At 63.7% G+C, this 15,505-nt stretch carries 21 protein-coding genes; 10 read left to right on the top strand and 11 right to left on the bottom strand.

Annotation, left to right across the window (positions count from 1 at the left end; translation table 11 throughout):
• Positions 1–13: 13 nt before the first annotated feature.
• Positions 14–1,048 carry a type IV pilus twitching motility protein PilT gene (locus tag DWB85_RS15295; protein WP_117956341.1) on the bottom strand — a complete coding sequence of 345 codons (1,035 nt, stop codon included), beginning with the start codon at positions 1,046–1,048 and terminating at the stop codon, positions 14–16.
• A gap of 136 nt (positions 1,049–1,184) precedes the next feature.
• Between DWB85_RS15295 and DWB85_RS15290 the strand changes: the two genes are divergently transcribed.
• The 8 genes from DWB85_RS15290 to hemW all read left to right on the top strand — a co-directional run bounded on the left by DWB85_RS15290 (position 1,185) and on the right by hemW (position 7,306).
• Positions 1,185–1,877 (top strand): YggS family pyridoxal phosphate-dependent enzyme, encoded by a 693-nt coding sequence (locus DWB85_RS15290; protein ID WP_117956340.1) that lies wholly within the window; start codon positions 1,185–1,187, stop codon positions 1,875–1,877.
• Between the two features lie 79 nt (positions 1,878–1,956).
• Complete coding sequence (proC, locus tag DWB85_RS15285) at positions 1,957–2,775, top strand: pyrroline-5-carboxylate reductase (RefSeq protein ID WP_117956339.1); 819 nt, start codon at positions 1,957–1,959, stop codon at positions 2,773–2,775.
• Positions 2,776–2,779: 4 nt separating this feature from the next.
• Positions 2,780–3,367 (top strand): YggT family protein, encoded by a 588-nt coding sequence (locus DWB85_RS15280; RefSeq protein ID WP_117956338.1) that lies wholly within the window; start codon positions 2,780–2,782, stop codon positions 3,365–3,367.
• Between the two features lie 10 nt (positions 3,368–3,377).
• Positions 3,378–4,526 (top strand): homoserine O-succinyltransferase MetX, encoded by a 1,149-nt coding sequence (gene metX / locus DWB85_RS15275; protein ID WP_117956337.1) that lies wholly within the window; start codon positions 3,378–3,380, stop codon positions 4,524–4,526.
• On the top strand, positions 4,526–5,116 hold the full coding sequence (gene metW / locus DWB85_RS15270) for a methionine biosynthesis protein MetW (RefSeq protein WP_117956336.1): 591 nt from the start codon (positions 4,526–4,528) through the stop codon (positions 5,114–5,116). Before metX ends, metW begins: the two co-directional genes overlap by 1 nt.
• Before the next feature lie 7 nt (positions 5,117–5,123).
• Positions 5,124–5,564 carry a DUF4426 domain-containing protein gene (locus DWB85_RS15265; protein ID WP_117956335.1) on the top strand — a complete coding sequence of 147 codons (441 nt, stop codon included), beginning with the start codon at positions 5,124–5,126 and terminating at the stop codon, positions 5,562–5,564.
• Positions 5,565–5,571: 7 nt separating this feature from the next.
• A complete protein-coding gene (rdgB, locus tag DWB85_RS15260; protein ID WP_117956334.1) occupies positions 5,572–6,168 on the top strand; it encodes an RdgB/HAM1 family non-canonical purine NTP pyrophosphatase in 597 nt (198 codons plus the stop codon).
• Positions 6,169–6,172: 4 nt separating this feature from the next.
• The gene (gene hemW, locus DWB85_RS15255) at positions 6,173–7,306 is read left to right on the top strand and encodes a radical SAM family heme chaperone HemW (RefSeq protein WP_117956333.1); all 1,134 of its coding nucleotides are present in this window, start codon (positions 6,173–6,175) and stop codon (positions 7,304–7,306) included.
• A 9-nt stretch (positions 7,307–7,315) separates the two neighbouring features.
• On the opposite strand, the gene trmB is transcribed toward hemW, so the two are convergent.
• From trmB to ftsY, 6 genes are all read right to left on the bottom strand, one after another.
• On the bottom strand, positions 7,316–8,002 hold the full coding sequence (gene trmB, locus DWB85_RS15250) for a tRNA (guanosine(46)-N7)-methyltransferase TrmB (protein ID WP_117956332.1): 687 nt from the start codon (positions 8,000–8,002) through the stop codon (positions 7,316–7,318).
• Position 8,003: 1 nt separating this feature from the next.
• On the bottom strand, positions 8,004–8,381 hold the full coding sequence (locus tag DWB85_RS15245) for a DUF423 domain-containing protein (protein WP_117956331.1): 378 nt from the start codon (positions 8,379–8,381) through the stop codon (positions 8,004–8,006).
• Between the two features lie 97 nt (positions 8,382–8,478).
• A complete protein-coding gene (rpoH, locus tag DWB85_RS15240) occupies positions 8,479–9,333 on the bottom strand; it encodes an RNA polymerase sigma factor RpoH (protein WP_117956330.1) in 855 nt (284 codons plus the stop codon).
• Positions 9,334–9,479: 146 nt separating this feature from the next.
• A complete protein-coding gene (gene ftsX, locus DWB85_RS15235) occupies positions 9,480–10,421 on the bottom strand; it encodes a permease-like cell division protein FtsX (protein WP_117956361.1) in 942 nt (313 codons plus the stop codon).
• 23 nt (positions 10,422–10,444) lie between these two features.
• On the bottom strand, positions 10,445–11,110 hold the full coding sequence (gene ftsE / locus DWB85_RS15230) for a cell division ATP-binding protein FtsE (protein ID WP_117956329.1): 666 nt from the start codon (positions 11,108–11,110) through the stop codon (positions 10,445–10,447).
• Positions 11,107–12,516, bottom strand: a complete 1,410-nt coding sequence (ftsY, locus tag DWB85_RS15225; RefSeq protein ID WP_117956328.1) for a signal recognition particle-docking protein FtsY — start codon at positions 12,514–12,516, stop codon at positions 11,107–11,109. The genes ftsE and ftsY overlap by 4 nt, the downstream gene beginning before the upstream one ends.
• An 81-nt stretch (positions 12,517–12,597) precedes the next feature.
• Between ftsY and rsmD the strand changes: the two genes are divergently transcribed.
• Positions 12,598–13,185, top strand: coding sequence for a 16S rRNA (guanine(966)-N(2))-methyltransferase RsmD (gene rsmD, locus DWB85_RS15220; protein WP_117956327.1), 588 nt, complete (start codon positions 12,598–12,600; stop codon positions 13,183–13,185).
• Positions 13,186–13,230: 45 nt separating this feature from the next.
• Complete coding sequence (coaD, locus tag DWB85_RS15215) at positions 13,231–13,713, top strand: pantetheine-phosphate adenylyltransferase (RefSeq protein WP_117956326.1); 483 nt, start codon at positions 13,231–13,233, stop codon at positions 13,711–13,713.
• A 33-nt stretch (positions 13,714–13,746) separates the two neighbouring features.
• Here coaD and DWB85_RS15210 read toward each other — a convergent pair whose 3' ends face one another.
• The 4 genes from DWB85_RS15210 to rpmB all read right to left on the bottom strand — a co-directional run bounded on the left by DWB85_RS15210 (position 13,747) and on the right by rpmB (position 15,490).
• Positions 13,747–14,100 (bottom strand): hypothetical protein, encoded by a 354-nt coding sequence (locus tag DWB85_RS15210; RefSeq protein WP_117956325.1) that lies wholly within the window; start codon positions 14,098–14,100, stop codon positions 13,747–13,749.
• 57 nt (positions 14,101–14,157) lie between these two features.
• Positions 14,158–14,970 (bottom strand): bifunctional DNA-formamidopyrimidine glycosylase/DNA-(apurinic or apyrimidinic site) lyase, encoded by an 813-nt coding sequence (gene mutM / locus DWB85_RS15205; RefSeq protein WP_117956324.1) that lies wholly within the window; start codon positions 14,968–14,970, stop codon positions 14,158–14,160.
• A 116-nt stretch (positions 14,971–15,086) separates the two neighbouring features.
• Positions 15,087–15,242, bottom strand: coding sequence for a 50S ribosomal protein L33 (gene rpmG, locus DWB85_RS15200; protein ID WP_117956323.1), 156 nt, complete (start codon positions 15,240–15,242; stop codon positions 15,087–15,089).
• An 11-nt stretch (positions 15,243–15,253) separates the two neighbouring features.
• Complete coding sequence (rpmB, locus tag DWB85_RS15195; RefSeq protein ID WP_117956322.1) at positions 15,254–15,490, bottom strand: 50S ribosomal protein L28; 237 nt, start codon at positions 15,488–15,490, stop codon at positions 15,254–15,256.
• Positions 15,491–15,505 lie beyond the last annotated feature (15 nt).

The following is a 15,505-nucleotide window of genomic DNA, read 5'->3' as shown; positions in this document are numbered from 1 at the left end:
TTATTGCGCAGTGCTAGAAGTTCTCCGGCATGCGTGCTTTCTCCCGCGCCACATCGCGGGAAACAACTCGTTTGTCCACCAGTTCCTGCAGGCACTGGTCCATGGTCTGCATGCCAATAGCGTGGCCGGTCTGGATGGCTGAATACATCTGCGCCACCTTGTCCTCGCGAATCAGGTTGCGGATCGCGGAAGTGCCGCGCATGATCTCGTGGGCCGCCACCCGGCCGCCCGTGGTGCGCTTGAGCAGGGTCTGGGAAATGACCGCCTGCAGGGATTCCGACAGCATTGAGCGGACCATGTCTTTTTCCGCTGCCGGGAACACGTCGATCACCCGGTCGATGGTCTTTGCCGCCGAGGTGGTGTGCAGGGTACCGAACACCAGGTGACCGGTCTCCGCCGCGGTCAGGGCCAGGCGAATGGTTTCCAGGTCGCGCATCTCACCCACCAGGATAATGTCGGGGTCTTCCCGCAGCGCCGAACGCAGGGCCTCGGCAAAGCCCAGGGTGTCCTTGTGCACTTCCCGCTGGTTGACCAGGCACTTCTTGGATTCGTGGACGAATTCAATAGGGTCCTCGATGGTGAGCACGTGCTCGTATTTGTTGTCATTGATAAAGTCGACCATGGCCGCCAGGGTGGTGGACTTGCCGGAACCGGTAGGCCCGGTCACCAGCACCAGGCCGCGGGGCATCATGCTGATGTCCCGGAACACCTGGCCCATGCCGAGGTCTTCCATGGTCAGTACTTTCGAGGGAATGGTCCGGAACACCGCCCCGGCACCGCGGTTCTGGTTGAAGGCGTTAACCCGGAAACGGGCCACACCGGGCACTTCAAAGGAAAAGTCGGTCTCGAGAAATTCCTCGTAATCCTTGCGCTGCTTGTCGTTCATGATGTCGTAGATCAACTCATGAACCTGTTTGTGCTCCATCGGCGGCAGGTTGATTCGGCGGATATCGCCATCAACCCGGATCATCGGCGGCAGTCCCGCGGAAAGGTGCAGGTCAGACGCCCCCTGCTTGGCGCTGAATGCGAGAAGCTCTGTGATGTCCATATTTATCCCCTCTGGTGTGGCGGCTCGCCTTTCAGGCTGCCCAGGTACCGCCAGACCGCGACACAGTGGCCGTTCTGTTTTCTTTATGCAGGCTTTATATGGCCCCGGATGCCGCGAATCAGCTACCATTCGCGACATGAACCAGCCCATCCCCAAAGACAATATAGCAAAGCTGCTCCAGAGGGTACGTCTGAGTGCCGAAAAAAGCCAAAAAGCGGAACGTGACGTCGTCCTGCTGGCAGTCAGCAAAACCCGGCCCGCGGCCGACATCCGGGCCGCCCACGCCTGCGGTCTGGACCAGTTCGGGGAAAGCTACCTGCAGGAAGCGCTGGCCAAGATCGACGAACTGGCCGACCTGCCGCTGACCTGGCATTTTATTGGCCCGATACAGTCCAACAAGACACGTCCCATCGCCGAACACTTCCAGTGGGTGCACAGCGTTGACCGGGAAAAGATCGCCCGCAGGCTGAGTGAACAGCGGCCAGCGGAGCTGCCCCCCCTGCAGGTTTGCCTGCAGGTGAATATTTCCGGCGAGGCAAGCAAGTCCGGCGCCAGCGAGGAAGCACTGCCGGGGCTGGCGGCGCTGGTGGACGAACTGCCCCGCCTGCAGCTGCGGGGGCTGATGGCGATTCCCGCGGCCAGCGACGACGAGACCGAACAGCGGCGCGCCTTTGCCCGCCTGCGCCAGCTATTCGAGGCGCTGCAACAGCACCACCCGCAGCTGGACACCCTGTCAATGGGCATGTCCGGCGACTGGCAAGCGGCCATCGCCGAGGGGTCGACGATGATTCGCATTGGTACTGCGATTTTTGGGCCGCGGCAGAGGTGATATTGACCGGCTGCGGGCGGTATACTGGCTGTTTAGCGTAACCAACCGTTACTTCCGCGACTGACTGAGATCCAAAGCATTGAGTACTCCCACCATCGCCTTTATCGGCGCCGGCAACATGGCCAACAGCATTGTCGGCGGCCTCGTCGAAGCCGGCCACCCGGCCGATCACATCCGCGCCGCGGATCCTTACCCGGAAAGCCTTGCGCGATTGCAGCAGGTGGCGCCGGTGACCGCCTGTGACAGCAATAACGCGGCAGTGGCCGGAGCGGACGTCATTATCCTGGCGGTCAAGCCGCAGGTCATGGCCGAGGTATGCACGGGCATTGCCGCCAGCCTGGAGGCAAACGCCCTGGTCATTTCCATCGCCGCCGGCATCACCATCAACAGCCTGCAGTCCTGGCTGGGGGAGACCACCGCCATCGTGCGCTGCATGCCCAACACCCCGGCCCTGCTCGGTTGCGGCGCCAGCGGCCTGTTCGCCAATGAGCAGGTCAGCGAGGCGCAGCGGGCGCATGCCGGACAGGTGCTTGCGGCGGTGGGTTTAGTCAGCTGGGTACCGCGGGAAAAAGACCTGGACGCGGTCACCGCCCTCTCCGGCAGCGGCCCTGCCTATTTCTTCCTGTTTATGGAAGCGATGATAGCCGCCGCCGAGGCCCAGGGGCTGGAGCGGGACACTGCGACCCAATTGGCCCAGCAAACCGCGCTGGGGGCGGCCCGGATGGCCCTGGAAAGCGATGTCGACCTGGTGGAACTGCGCCGCCGGGTGACCAGCCCCGGAGGCACCACCCAGGCCGCGGTGGAGAGTTTCGAGGCCGCCGGGCTGCGCCAGGTGGTCAGTACGGCCATGCAGGCCGCGGCAGACCGGGCCGATGAAATGGCGAGGGAGATGGGATAGCAACATGGGCGCTTTCAACGAGATTATGATCTACCTGGTACAGACCGCGCTGACCCTGTACCTGCTCGCCATGGTGCTGCGTTTCCTGCTGCAACTGGTGCGCGCCGACTTTTACAACCCGATCAGCCAGTTCCTGGTCAAGGTCACCAATCCCCTGGTACTGCCGCTGCGCCGGGTGATACCCGGCCTCGCGGGGATGGACCTGGCCTCGCTGTTGCTGGCCCTGCTGCTGCAGATGCTGTCCATCATGGTGCTGATGGGGCTGTACGGGCTCGGCCTGCCCAATCCGGTGTTGCTGCTCCTGTGGTCGGCGCTGGGCCTGGTCGGGCTGCTGGTGAATATTTATTTTTTCGCCCTGCTGGCGATGATTATCCTCAGCTGGCTGGCGCCCGGCAGCGGCAATCCCGCGGTTTTCCTGCTGTACCAGATCACCGAACCGGTAATGGCGCCCTTCCGCAAGTTGCTGCCGCCCATGGGCGGCATGGATTTTTCCCCGATCCTGCTGTTCATCCTCATCAATGTTATCCAGATTGCCCTGCGCCACATGGCTACCGGGGTGGGCCTGCACCCGGCACTGGTCATCGGTCTCTGAGTAAGCGCTGATGGCCGCACCCCGCGACAGCCGGTCCCTGGGCATTGTCACGCCCCAGCTGGCGCATTTCGACCAGCCGCTGACCCTCGCCTGCGGCAGAACGCTCGACCGCTATGACCTGGTTTACGAGACCTACGGCGAACTCAATGCCGACAGGAGCAACGCGGTACTGATCTGTCACGCCCTCTCCGGCCACCACCACGCCGCCGGCTACCACAGCGAGGATGACCGCAAACCCGGCTGGTGGAACGAATGTATTGGTCCGGGCAAGCCCATCGACACCGAGCGCTTCTTCGTGGTCAGCCTCAATAACCTCGGCGGCTGTCATGGCTCCACCGGCCCCACCAGTATCAACCCCGACAGCGGCAGGCCCTGGGGACCGGACTTCCCGCCCCTGCGCGCCCGTGACTGGGTTCACAGCCAGGCCCGGCTGGCGGACAGGCTGGGCATAGACTGCTGGGCCGCCGTTATCGGCGGCAGCCTCGGCGGCATGCAGGCCATGCGCTGGTCACTGGAGTACCCCGACCGCCTCAGGCACTGCGTGGTCATCGCCGCGGCGATGAAACTCAGTGCCCAGAACCTGGCCTTCAACGAGCTCGCCCGCCAGGCGATTATTTCCGATCCGGCATTCGCCGGCGGTAACTACATTTACCAGCAAACCACCCCGGCCCAGGGACTGGCGCTGGCCCGCATGGTCGGCCACATTACCTACCTGTCCGACGAGGCAATGGCCAACAAGTTCGGCCGCGAGCTGCGCTCCGGCAGCTTCGAGATGGGCGACGAGGACAACATCGAATTCCAGGTGCAGAGCTACCTGCGCTACCAGGGCAGCCAGTTTTCCGGCAGCTTCGATGCCAACACCTACATCCTGATGACCCGGGCGCTGGACTACTTCGACCTGGCCCGGGAATACGACCACGATCCGGTCAGGGCCTTCCGCAACGCCCGCTGCAGTTTTTTTGTCGCCTCCTTCAGCACCGACTGGCGCTTCTCCCCGGCGCGCTCCCGGGAGATCGTCGATGCCCTGATCGCCGCCGAGCGGCCGGTGACCTATACCGAAATAGACGCCGACGAGGGCCACGACGCTTTCCTCATGCCCATACCCCGCTACCTGGCCGCCTTCAACGCCTACATGCGGCGGGTTGGAGGTAAGGGCTGATGCGCCAGGACCTGTCCCACATCCTGCGCTGGATAGAACCCGGTTCCAGGGTGCTGGACCTGGGCTGCGCCAGTGGCGAGTTCCTGCAGACCCTGCGCGACCAGCGCCAGGTGCGCGGCACCGGCATCGAGATTGACCAGGACAATATCAACGCGGCCATCGGCCGCGGCCTCGACATTATCGAACAGGACATGGACAAGGGCCTGGGCAACTTCCCGGACCAGAGCTTCGACACCGTGGTGCTGGCCCACGCCCTGCAGGCGGTGCACTACCCGGACCGGGTGCTGGAGGAAATGTTGCGTATCGGCCGCCAGTGCATTGTGACCTTCCCCAACTTCGGCCACTGGAAGTGCCGCCTTTACCTGGGCGCCCGGGGCCGCATGCCGGTATCGAAGTTCATGCCCTACACCTGGTACAACACCCCCAACATCCATTTTTGCACCGTGCGTGACTTCGAGGCCCTGTGCCGGGAGCGAGGCATCCGCATACTGGCTCGCGACGTAGTAGGTAATACAGAGCGCGAGCCGCTGCTGGCCAACGCCTGGCCCAACCTGTTCGCCACTACGGCGATTTACCACATCACCCGCTGAGGTCATCATGTACCGTTTCATTACCATCCTGTTCACCGTCATTGCCCTGCAGGTGGCGCCCGCCCAGGCCCAGCAGTCGCAAAGCTACGGCCCCTACGAATTGCACTACAGCGTGGTCAACACCACCTTTATCGAACCCGAGGTGGCCGCCGCCTACGGCATTGTCCGGGGTAAGGACCGGGCGATTCTCAACCTGTCGGTGCGGGAGAAGTTGCCCGAGGGCGGCGACGTGGGCCGGCCCATGCAGCTCAAGGGCAGCACCCGGGACCTGCTGCAGAAGCAGGAAGAACTGGAGTTCCAGGAAGTGCGGGAAGGCCCGGCAATTTACTATATTGCCGAGATCCGCTTCCTCAACGAGGAGCACCGTTTCTTCGAGATATTCTTCCGCCCCGAGGGCGCCACCGAGACCTATACCTTCGAGCTGAAACACAAGATGTACGAGGACTGAGGGCGCCATGGACCAGCAGATCGTCGTGCTCGCCAGCGGCAACGCCGGCAAGCTGAAGGAATTCAGGCGCATACTGGCGCCCCTGGCGATGGATATCAGGTCACAGGCCGCATTCGCGGTGCCGGCGGTGGCGGAGGACGGCCTCAGTTTTGTGGAAAACGCCATCATCAAGGCGCGGGCCGCCTGCCAGCACACCGGCCTGCCGGCTATTGCCGATGACTCCGGGCTGGCGGTGGATTACCTGCAGGGCGCCCCGGGCATTCATTCCGCCCGCTACGCTGGCGGCGGCGACGCCGCCAACAACACCAAACTGCTGGCCGCCCTGGAGGGCGTGCCGGAAGAGCAGCGCAGCGCCCGGTTCCAGTGTGTGCTGGTGTATATGCGTCACGCCCTGGACCCAATGCCGCTGGTCTGCCAGGGCAGCTGGGAGGGGCGCATACTGTTTGCCGCCCAGGGCGAGCAGGGATTCGGCTACGACCCGCTGTTCTATGTCCCCGAGCACGACTGCAGCAGCGCACAGCTGGCGCCCGAGGAGAAAAACCGGATCAGCCACCGGGCCCGGGCCAGCGCCCTGTTGCTGCAGGCCCTGGCCAGCAATCGCTAGGCCCATGCCGCTGCCACCGCTGAGCCTCTACATCCACCTGCCCTGGTGTGAGCGCAAGTGCCCCTATTGCGACTTCAATTCCCACGAGGCAGCGCAGATACCCGAGCAGGACTATATCCAGGCCCTGCTGGCGGACCTGCGCCATGACCGGCAACTGGCGGCAGGGCGGCAAGTACAGACCCTGTTCATCGGTGGCGGTACCCCCAGCCTGTTCAGTGCCGAATCCATTGCGCAACTGCTGCAGGGTGTGGGGCAGCTGCTGGCGCTGGCACCGAACCTGGAGGCAACCATGGAGGCCAATCCCGGCAGCGCCGAAGCCGACAAGTTCCTCGGCTTTCGCCAGGCCGGCATTAACCGGTTGTCACTGGGTATCCAGAGTTTCCAGGATGACAAGCTGCAGGCGCTGGGCCGGGTCCACGACACCGAGCAGGCCCGGGCCGCGGTCGACCACACCCGGGCCGCGGGTTTCGACAGCTTCAACCTCGACCTCATGCACGGCCTGCCGGGGCAGAGCGAAGCCGACGCACTGGAGGACCTGCGCACCGCCATCGGCTTCGCCCCGCCGCACCTGTCCTGGTACCAGCTGACCATTGAGCCCAACACGGTATTCAACAAGCGGCCGCCCGTCCTGCCGGTGGAGGACACCCTGGCGGATATCCAGGACGCGGGCGAGCAGTTGCTGGCCACAGGAGGTTACCGGCAGTACGAGGTTTCCGCCTACAGCCGGCCCGGCGCACAGTGCCGCCACAACCTCAATTACTGGTCGTTCGGCGACTACCTGGCGCTGGGCGCCGGTGCCCACGGCAAGATCACCCGCCCGGAGGGCGGTATCCTGCGCTACGCCAAGACCCGGGCGCCGCGGGATTACCTGGCCGGTGATCGTTTTACCGCCAGCAGCCGCGAACTGGACGCTGCGGAGACCGTCAGTGAATTCATGCTGTTCGCCCTGCGCCTCAACGAGGGCTTCAGCCTGCCCTGGTTCGAGCAGGTGACCGGCCTGGCCGCGGACAGCCTGCAGCCGGCGCTGGGGAACTTGCTGGCGCGGGAGTTGCTGGCGCAGCGGGCGGACAACATCAGCGCGACAGCGCTGGGACGCAGGTTCCTGGATACGGTAATCGCCGAGTTCCTGCCGGGCTAACCAGGTTCGTCAGTCGCGCTGGAACAGCAGGTCCCAAACACCGTGGCCAAGACGCTCGCCGCGGGCCTCGAACTTGGTCAGCGGGCGGGATTCGGGCCTCGGAGCGAACTGCCCCGGCCCGGCCTGGTTGCTCAGGCCTTCGGCGGCGGACAACACCGCCATCATCTGCTCGGCATAGTTTTCCCAGTCGGTGGCCAGGTGGAGAATTCCGCCGGGTTTCAGCTTGCGCGTGAGCTGGGCGACAAAGTCCGGCTGGATCAGCCGCCGCTTGTGATGGCGCTTCTTGTGCCAGGGATCGGGGAAAAATACCTGTACGGTGTCGAGCGAGGCATCGGCGATACAGTCCTCCAGCACCTCTACCGCGTCGTGGCAGTAGACCCTGATGTTGTCTACATGGTCCGCGGCCATGGCGTGCAGCAGGCGTCCCACGCCCGGTTTGTGCACTTCTATGCCGACAAAATTTTTCTCCGGCGCCGCTGCCGCCATGGCCACCAGGGACTGGCCCATGCCGAAGCCGATTTCCAGCACCCGGGGTCCGGGGCGGCCAAAGCAGACGTCGAAATCCAGGGCCCCATCACCGTGCTCCAGCCCCCAGCGCGCCCAGTTCTCCTCGAAGGCCCGCTCCTGCCCGGGGGTCATGCGCCCGGTGCGCAGCACGTAACTGCGGATTCTGCGCTGGACTTTCCCGTCGCTCATATCAGCCCAGCAGTTTCCAGCCGGCAGCGGCCAGGCAGGCCCAGCCGGCAATAAACGCCAGCCCGCCCAGGGGCGTGACGGCGCCCAGCCACTTCAGCCCGGTCAGCGCCAGCAGGTAGAGGCTGCCCGAGAACACCAGGGTGCCGATGACAAACAGCCAACCGGCGCTCTTGAGCATCACTGTCTGCGGCTGGCCGAGTGCGATCACGCCAACGGCCAGCAGGGCCAGGGCATGGTAGAAGTGGTACTGCACCGCGGTTTCAAACACGCCCATCAGGTAGTCATCCAGCCGGTTGCGCAGCCCGTGGGCGCCGAAGGCGCCAAAGACAACGGCCAGCATGCCACTGAGCGATGCCAGGGTAATGAAGAGTTTTGCCATGATTTTTGTCAGCCCTGAATTGCCGGAGCCCTCCGGATTGCGATGATTAATGTCATCATCGCCTCCCGCGAGGGCTCCTTCAAGCAAGTTTATTCGCTCAGGCGGCGATCGCGACCTTCAGCTTTTTCATTGCATTGGCTTCCAGCTGGCGAATGCGCTCGGCGGATACGCCGTACTGGTCGGCCAGTTCGTGCAGGGTGGCCTTCTCTTCCGCCAGCCAGCGCTGGGCCAGGATATCGCGGCTGCGCTCATCGAGGTCCGCCAGTGCACTGTGCAGGCGGGCTTCCGAATTCTGCTGCCAGTCACCTTCTTCCACCGCCATCGCCGGATCGGAGGTCTGGTCCTCCAGGAAGTACTGGGGTGCCTGCCAGTTATCCTCCTCGTCGCTGTCACTGGGCAGGTCATAGGCCAGGTCGCGGCTGGCCAGGCGGCCCTCCATGCGATGCACCTCCTTGACGTCCACACCGAGGTCGTCGGCAACGGCTTTCGCCTCATCGGCGCTAAGCCAGGCCAGGCTCTTTTTCTGGCTGCGCAGGTTGAAGAACAGCTTGCGCTGGGCCTTGGTGGTGGCCACTTTGACGATACGCCAGTTGCGCAGGATGAATTCGTGCATCTCGGCCTTGATCCAGTGCACTGCGAAGGACACCAGGCGCACCCCTTTTTCCGGGTTGAAGCGCTTGACCGCCTTCATCAGACCAACATTGCCCTCCTGGATCAGGTCGGCTTCCGCCAGGCCATAGCCGGAGTAGCTGCGGGCGATGTGCACCACGAAGCGCAGGTGGGACATGACCAGCTCCCGGGCCGCATCGAGGCTTTCGTTGTAATAGAGATCCTCGGCCAGCTCACGCTCGCGCTCGGGACTGAGTACAGGGATACTGCCCACGGCCTGGACATAGGCGGCGAGATTGGCTCCCGGTACCATCTGGTCTACAGGTAGCAGGCTGTTACTCATAGTCGAATCTCCATTAAGTGGCGGGCAATATTAGCACTCTTTGTATTAGAGTGCTAATCACGGGAAAGTTCCCGCCGGCAAAAAATAATTATTAAATAAATATCAATATAATCAATATGTTACGTCACCTGTCCAGAAAGCTGCCATCATCGCGGCTGGATATCGGCCAGGTGCCGGGTAACCGCCAGCCAGGCCCCCGCCAGGCCGAGCAAGCCGCCCAGGATCAGCAGGTTGAGAGCCCCCATCAGGCCCAGCCCGCGGAGGCTGAAGTCACTCTGGTAGAGCGCCGCCAGATCAGCCACCGGCGCGCCCAGAAACCACAGTGACAGGCTGACCAGCAGGGCGGCGCACAATCCGCCGCCGACCCCGTACCACAGCCCGGTGTAAAGAAACGGCCTGCGGACAAAGGGGTTACTGCCGCCAACCAGCTTGACGATCACGATCTCCTCCCGCCGGTTTTCAATAGCCAGGCGTATCGTGTTGCCGAGTATCAGGAGCACCCCCAGCACCAGCAATGCGCCAATCGCCAGCACCAGCCGGCGGCTCAAGTCCATCAGGCTGTTGAGGCGTTGCAGCCAGGCCATGTCCAGCACGGCCTCGGCGACATTGTTCTCTGCGGCCAGCCGGGCACGCAGGTCGCCAGTCGCGGCCCCGTCCAGGGCCGCTGCAGGGGTAACCAGCAGCAGGTTGGGCAGGGGATTGTCCTCGAGGCTGGCCAGAACATCGGCAAAGCCCGAAAGCGCACTGAACTCGGCCAGGGCGTCTTCGCGGGACACGTACAGGACCGCGGCCACATCAGCACTGCCTTCAATCTCCCGGGCCAGCGCCAGGGCCTGCTCGCTACTCACCCCGTCCTCCAGGAACAGGGATATCTGCGCCGGGCTGTCCCAGCCGGCACTGAGCTCAGTGGCGTTGTCCAGCGCCACGTCCAGGCCTACCGGCAGTGCCAGGGCGATGCCTATAACCAGCCAGGTCATCAGGCTGGAGACCCGGTTTTCCAGCACCCGGTGCAGGCTGTCGGCGGCCGACAGTCGATGATGCCGCAGCCAGGCGTTATAGCGGTCAGCAAAACGGGCTCGACTGTGCACCGCGCCCTCAGTCCGCGCCCGGCTCACAACCCACCCCCGGTTACCAGGCGACCCTCGCGCAGGGTGATAATGCGGTGCCTCAACCTGGAAATCAGCGCCAGGTCGTGGCTGGCAATCAACACGGTCACGCCCACCTGGTTAAATTCCTCAAACAGCGCCATGATTTCCGCGGAGAGCGCCGGGTCCAGGTTGCCGGTGGGCTCGTCGGCGAGCAGGATTTTCGGCTTGCCCACCACCGCCCGGGCAATACCAACCCGCTGCTGCTCGCCGCCGGACAGGGTGACCGGCATGGCCCGCTCGCGCTTGAGCAAACCGACCTTGTCCAGCGCGGCGCGCACCCGGCGACCAATTTCCCGGTAATCGTAGCCGGCAATTATCAGCGGCAGGGCCACGTTATCGAATACCGGTCGGTCGAACAGCAGTTGATGGTTCTGGAATACCACGCCGATATCCCGGCGATGGGCGGGAATGCTGCGATTGGGCACCCGGGCCAGGTCGGTGCCGTCTACCGACACCACCCCGCGGGTGGCCCGGTCCATCAGCATGATCAGGCGCATCAGGGTGCTCTTGCCGGCACCGGAATGACCGGTGAGAAACACCAGCTCGTCCCGGGCTATGGCAAAGCTGACCTCGCGCAGGGCATCGTGACCCTCCGCATAGCGCTTGCTCACCCGTTCAAAGCTGATCATGCAACGGCGTCATCCCCGGCAAACAGGGCTTCGATAAACGGATCGGCTTCAAAGGGACGCAAATCCTCCGCCGACTCGCCAATACCGATAAAACGAATGGGCAGCCCGAGTTTGCGGGCAATGGCAAATATCACCCCGCCCTTGGCGGTGCCGTCCAGCTTGGTCAGGCTGACCCCGGAAACGCCGACCCACTGGCGGAAATGGTCGGCCTGGGCCAGGGCGTTCTGGCCGGTGCCCGCATCCAGCACCAGCATCACTTCATGGGGTGCCGAATCATCCAGCTTGCCCATGACCCGCACCACCTTTTTCAGCTCTTCCATCAGGTTGTCCTTGTTGTGCAATCTGCCGGCAGTGTCGGCGATAAGGACATCAATCTGCCGAGCCTGGGCGGCCTGCAGGGCATCGAACACCACCGAGGCGCTGTCGGCGCCGGTGTGCTGGGCAATAACCGGAACCTGGTTGCGCTCACCCCAGACCTGCAACTGCTCGACGGCGGCGGCGCGGAAAGTATCCCCCGCCGCCAGCATGACGGAGCGCCCCTCGGTCTGGAAGCGCTTCGCCAGCTTGCCTATCGTGGTCGTCTTGCCGACACCGTTAACCCCTACCATCAGTATCACATAAGGTTTGTGACCACTTACTGACAGCGGCTGCTCACAGGGCTTGAGCAGGGCCAGCAATTCCTCCTTGAGCGCTCCCTGCAGGGCCTGGGGATTGGTCAGTTCCCTGCGCGACACCCGCTGGGTGAGGCGGTCGATGATCTCCATGGTCGCCTCCACCCCCACATCGGCCATGAGCAGACGGGACTCCAGCTCCTCCAGCAGGTCGGCATCGATTTCCTTGCGCCCCAGGAACAGGTTGCCCAGCCCCTGGACCAGGTTGTCGCTGGTTTTGCCCAGGCCGCGGCGCAGGCGGGAGAAGAAGCCGGGTTTGTCACTGTCGGCGGGAGTGGCTGCTGGCGCCGCCTGAGGTGAGGGCTCGCTGGCCGGTTCCTCTACCTTTTCGGGGGCTGGCGCCGGAGTTTCAGGGACCGCCAGCGGGGTGGCTGCCCCGGGCCCTGGCTGCTGGCCAGCGACCGCTGGCTGCGTCTCGGGTCCGGGCGGCGATGTTGGTCCAGGCCCGGGCGCCGGCTGCGTCTCGGGTCCGGGCGGCGACGTTGATCCAGGCTCGGGCGCCGGCTGTTGTTCAGCAGCCGGTTGCAGTTCTGGTTCCGGTGCCGCTTGCGATTGCAGCGGAGCCTGCACCCCGGGCGCGGCAGCAGCGTCCTCGGGAACAGCCGGTTCTGGCCTTACCGGATCCGTTCCCGGGGCATTGCCAGAGCCGGTCGCCGAATCTTCCGCCGCCGGTACTACCGCTTCCTCGGCAGGCGCGGGCGCCTCCGGCTTTTTCTTGCGCTTGAAAAATTTCATATTGGTCGTGTTACAGTCTGCGGTCACCAGAAGGGTCGCCGCGAAAGCGCCTATCCTACCACTGCTGTACAGAGTGATTAAATGTCGCAAGGCACAAAAGCGCGAGGCAAGGGCAGCCAGTTGCGGATTATCGGCGGCCAGTGGCGGGGCCGCAAACTGACATTTCAGCCGGTCGCCGGCCTGCGCCCCACCCCCGACCGGGTCCGGGAGACCCTGTTCAACTGGCTGGCACCGGACATCCACGGCGCCCGCTGCCTGGATTTGTTCGCCGGCAGCGGAGCCCTGGGTCTCGAGGCCCTGTCGCGCGGCGCTGCCAGCTGCGATTTCGTCGACCGGGACTCTGCCGCCCTGGGCCAGATCGAGCATCACCTGAACACCCTGGGAGCCCGGGAGCGGGGACACTGTCACCGGATCGAGGCGGCCAGTTTCCTCGAGCGGGCGGCCAGCAGCTGGGACATCGTCTTTATCGATCCGCCGTTCGGCCTCGACCTGGTCGGCCCCAGCTGTGAGCTGCTCGCCGGCCGGCAGCAGCTCAGCGCCAATGGACTGGTGTACATCGAAACCGGCGCTCGCGAACAACTCCCGGACCTGCCGGCCACCTGGGCACTGCACCGGGAAAAGCGCGCCGGCGAGGTGTGCTACCGCCTGTTCGTTGTCGCTCCAGCCTGAATCGGGTTACCATCCGCGGCTCCAACCACTGCCAGGCAGACAGCAATGCGCACCAACACGGTCATCTACCCGGGTACTTTCGACCCTATTACCAACGGCCACGTCGATCTCGCGGAGCGGGCTGCCCGGCTGTTCGACAAGGTGGTGGTCGCCATCGCCCACAGCGAGAAGAAAACCCCCCTGTTCGACCTGGAGCAGCGGGTGGACCTGTGCAGCACTGCCCTGGCGCACCTGGATAATGTGGAGGTGACCGGGTTCAGCAACCTGCTCACCGACTTCGCCAAGAGCCAGGGCGCCCGCTGCGTGTTGCGCGGCCTGCGTGCGGTGGCGGATTTCGAATACGAATTTCAGCTGGCCAATATGAACCGGGCCATTTACCCGGAGTTCGAGAGCATCTTCCTGACGCCCTCGGAACACCTGTCGTATATCTCCTCGTCCCTGGTGCGGGAAATAGCCGCCCTGAATGGCGACATCACGCCCTTCGTGCCGGCACCTGTGGCGACGGCACTGGAGGCGCGTTTCTCCTGATGTAGGGCAGGGGCGGAGCGAACGCTCCGCGGCTTAACCGTCTTCGCGGGCGGCGCGAATGGCCTCGACGTCCTTGTGGGTATAGCCGGTGTTGCGGCAACCCAGGCAGCGCATGAAGGTGGTTTCACCGGGCCCCAGGATCAGGGTCTCGGCCGCCTCTCCGGCGTGTCCCGCCAGCAGGGTGAAGGGCAGGCTCACCAGCCATACCGCCGCGCCACCCGCTGTCATTACCAGGCCCACCGGCCGGGCTACCAGCAGGTCTCCCACCATGGCCCACTCGTTCGGGCTTTCATCGATTGCCGATTCCGCCAGCAGTGCCTGCGGCACCATCAGGCAGGAAATCATGAGGGCTGTTACCAGGCGCCGCGCGCTTTTGTTTGTTTTCATTGTATTTCTCCCCGAGGTCCCTTCCCCGTCCCCTATGGAGTTTTTAGTGTAGCCTGTTCATCGCTGGCAAGCCACGCAGTACACGCTAGTTCGCTGACTAATTCGACTTTCCTGCAATTTTTCCCCGCACTGCTTGCAGGGCAATCCCTGGCGACCGTACACGTAGAGCTGCTGGGCAAAATATCCGGGCTTGCCATCACCGCCAACAAAGTCGCGCAGGGTAGTGCCACCCTGCTCTATCGCCGAAGTAAGCACTTGCTTAATGCGATCAGCCAGCGCCTGGTAGCGGACCCGGGAAATACGGCCCGCCGCTCTGTTGGGGCGAATACCGGCGAGAAACAGGGCCTCGTTGGCGTAAATATTACCAACCCCGACCACGACCTTCTGGTCCATGAGGAAGGATTTGACCGGCCCCCGGCGTCCGCGGGCACGGCGGTAGAGCAGCTCGCCGTCGAAATCGGCGGACAGGGGCTCGGGACCCAGCCCGGCCAGCAGCGGGTGGGTTTCACCCGCGGGCTGCCACAGGCAACAGCCAAAGCGGCGGGGATCGTTGTAGCGCAGGATGTTACCGCCGCTGAACACCATGTCGAAATGATCGTGGAAAGCGGCGGGCTCCGCCGGGCTGACCAGGCGCAGTGACCCGGACATGCCCAGGTGCACCAGCACCGATCCCGGAGCAGTGTGAAACAGCAGGTACTTGGCCCGGCGCTCTACCGCGGCAAGCTGTTGCCCGGCAATTATTGCCGGCAGGTCATCGGGAATGGGCCAGCGCAGCCGGCGCTCCCGCACCAGCAGGGACTGGACCTTGCGGCCGCTCACATGGGGAGCCACGCCCCGGCGGGTGGTTTCTACCTCTGGAAGTTCGGGCATTCGCTGCTATCGCTGACTGACATCAGAGCCTGTTCACACTGGCAATAGTCTCCCGGCTGCAGACACAAAAAACCCCGGTCTGGCCGGGGTTTTTCGACGTGCGCCGGTAAGGCTGATTACTTGATCTTGCCTTCTTTATAGATCACGTGCTTGCGGGCAACGGGATCGTACTTTTTCATTTCCAGCTTGTCGGGGGTGGTGCGCTTGTTTTTGTCAGTGGTGTAGAAGTGACCAGTGCCAGCTGACGAATTCATGCGAATCTTGTCTCTCATCGTGCTACTCCTTATACCTTTTCGCCGCGGGCACGGATATCGTCAAGAACGCTTTCAATGCCTCGCTTGTCGATAATACGCATCCCCTTGGAGGACACCCGCAGGCTGACGAAGCGCTTCTCGGATTCCACCCAGAAACGGTGCTTGTGGAGGTTGGGCAAAAACCGGCGACGGGTGCGGTTTTTTGCGTGTGATACGTTGTTTCCGGTAACCGGGCGCTTGCCGGTAACCTGACATACTCTTGCCATGATCCTGTCTCTCCC

The sequence above is a fragment of the Seongchinamella sediminis genome, assembly GCF_003457605.1.
In the GTDB taxonomy this organism is placed as follows: domain Bacteria; phylum Pseudomonadota; class Gammaproteobacteria; order Pseudomonadales; family Halieaceae; genus Halioglobus; species Halioglobus sediminis.
This window is presented reverse-complemented; position numbering and strand designations above follow the sequence as displayed.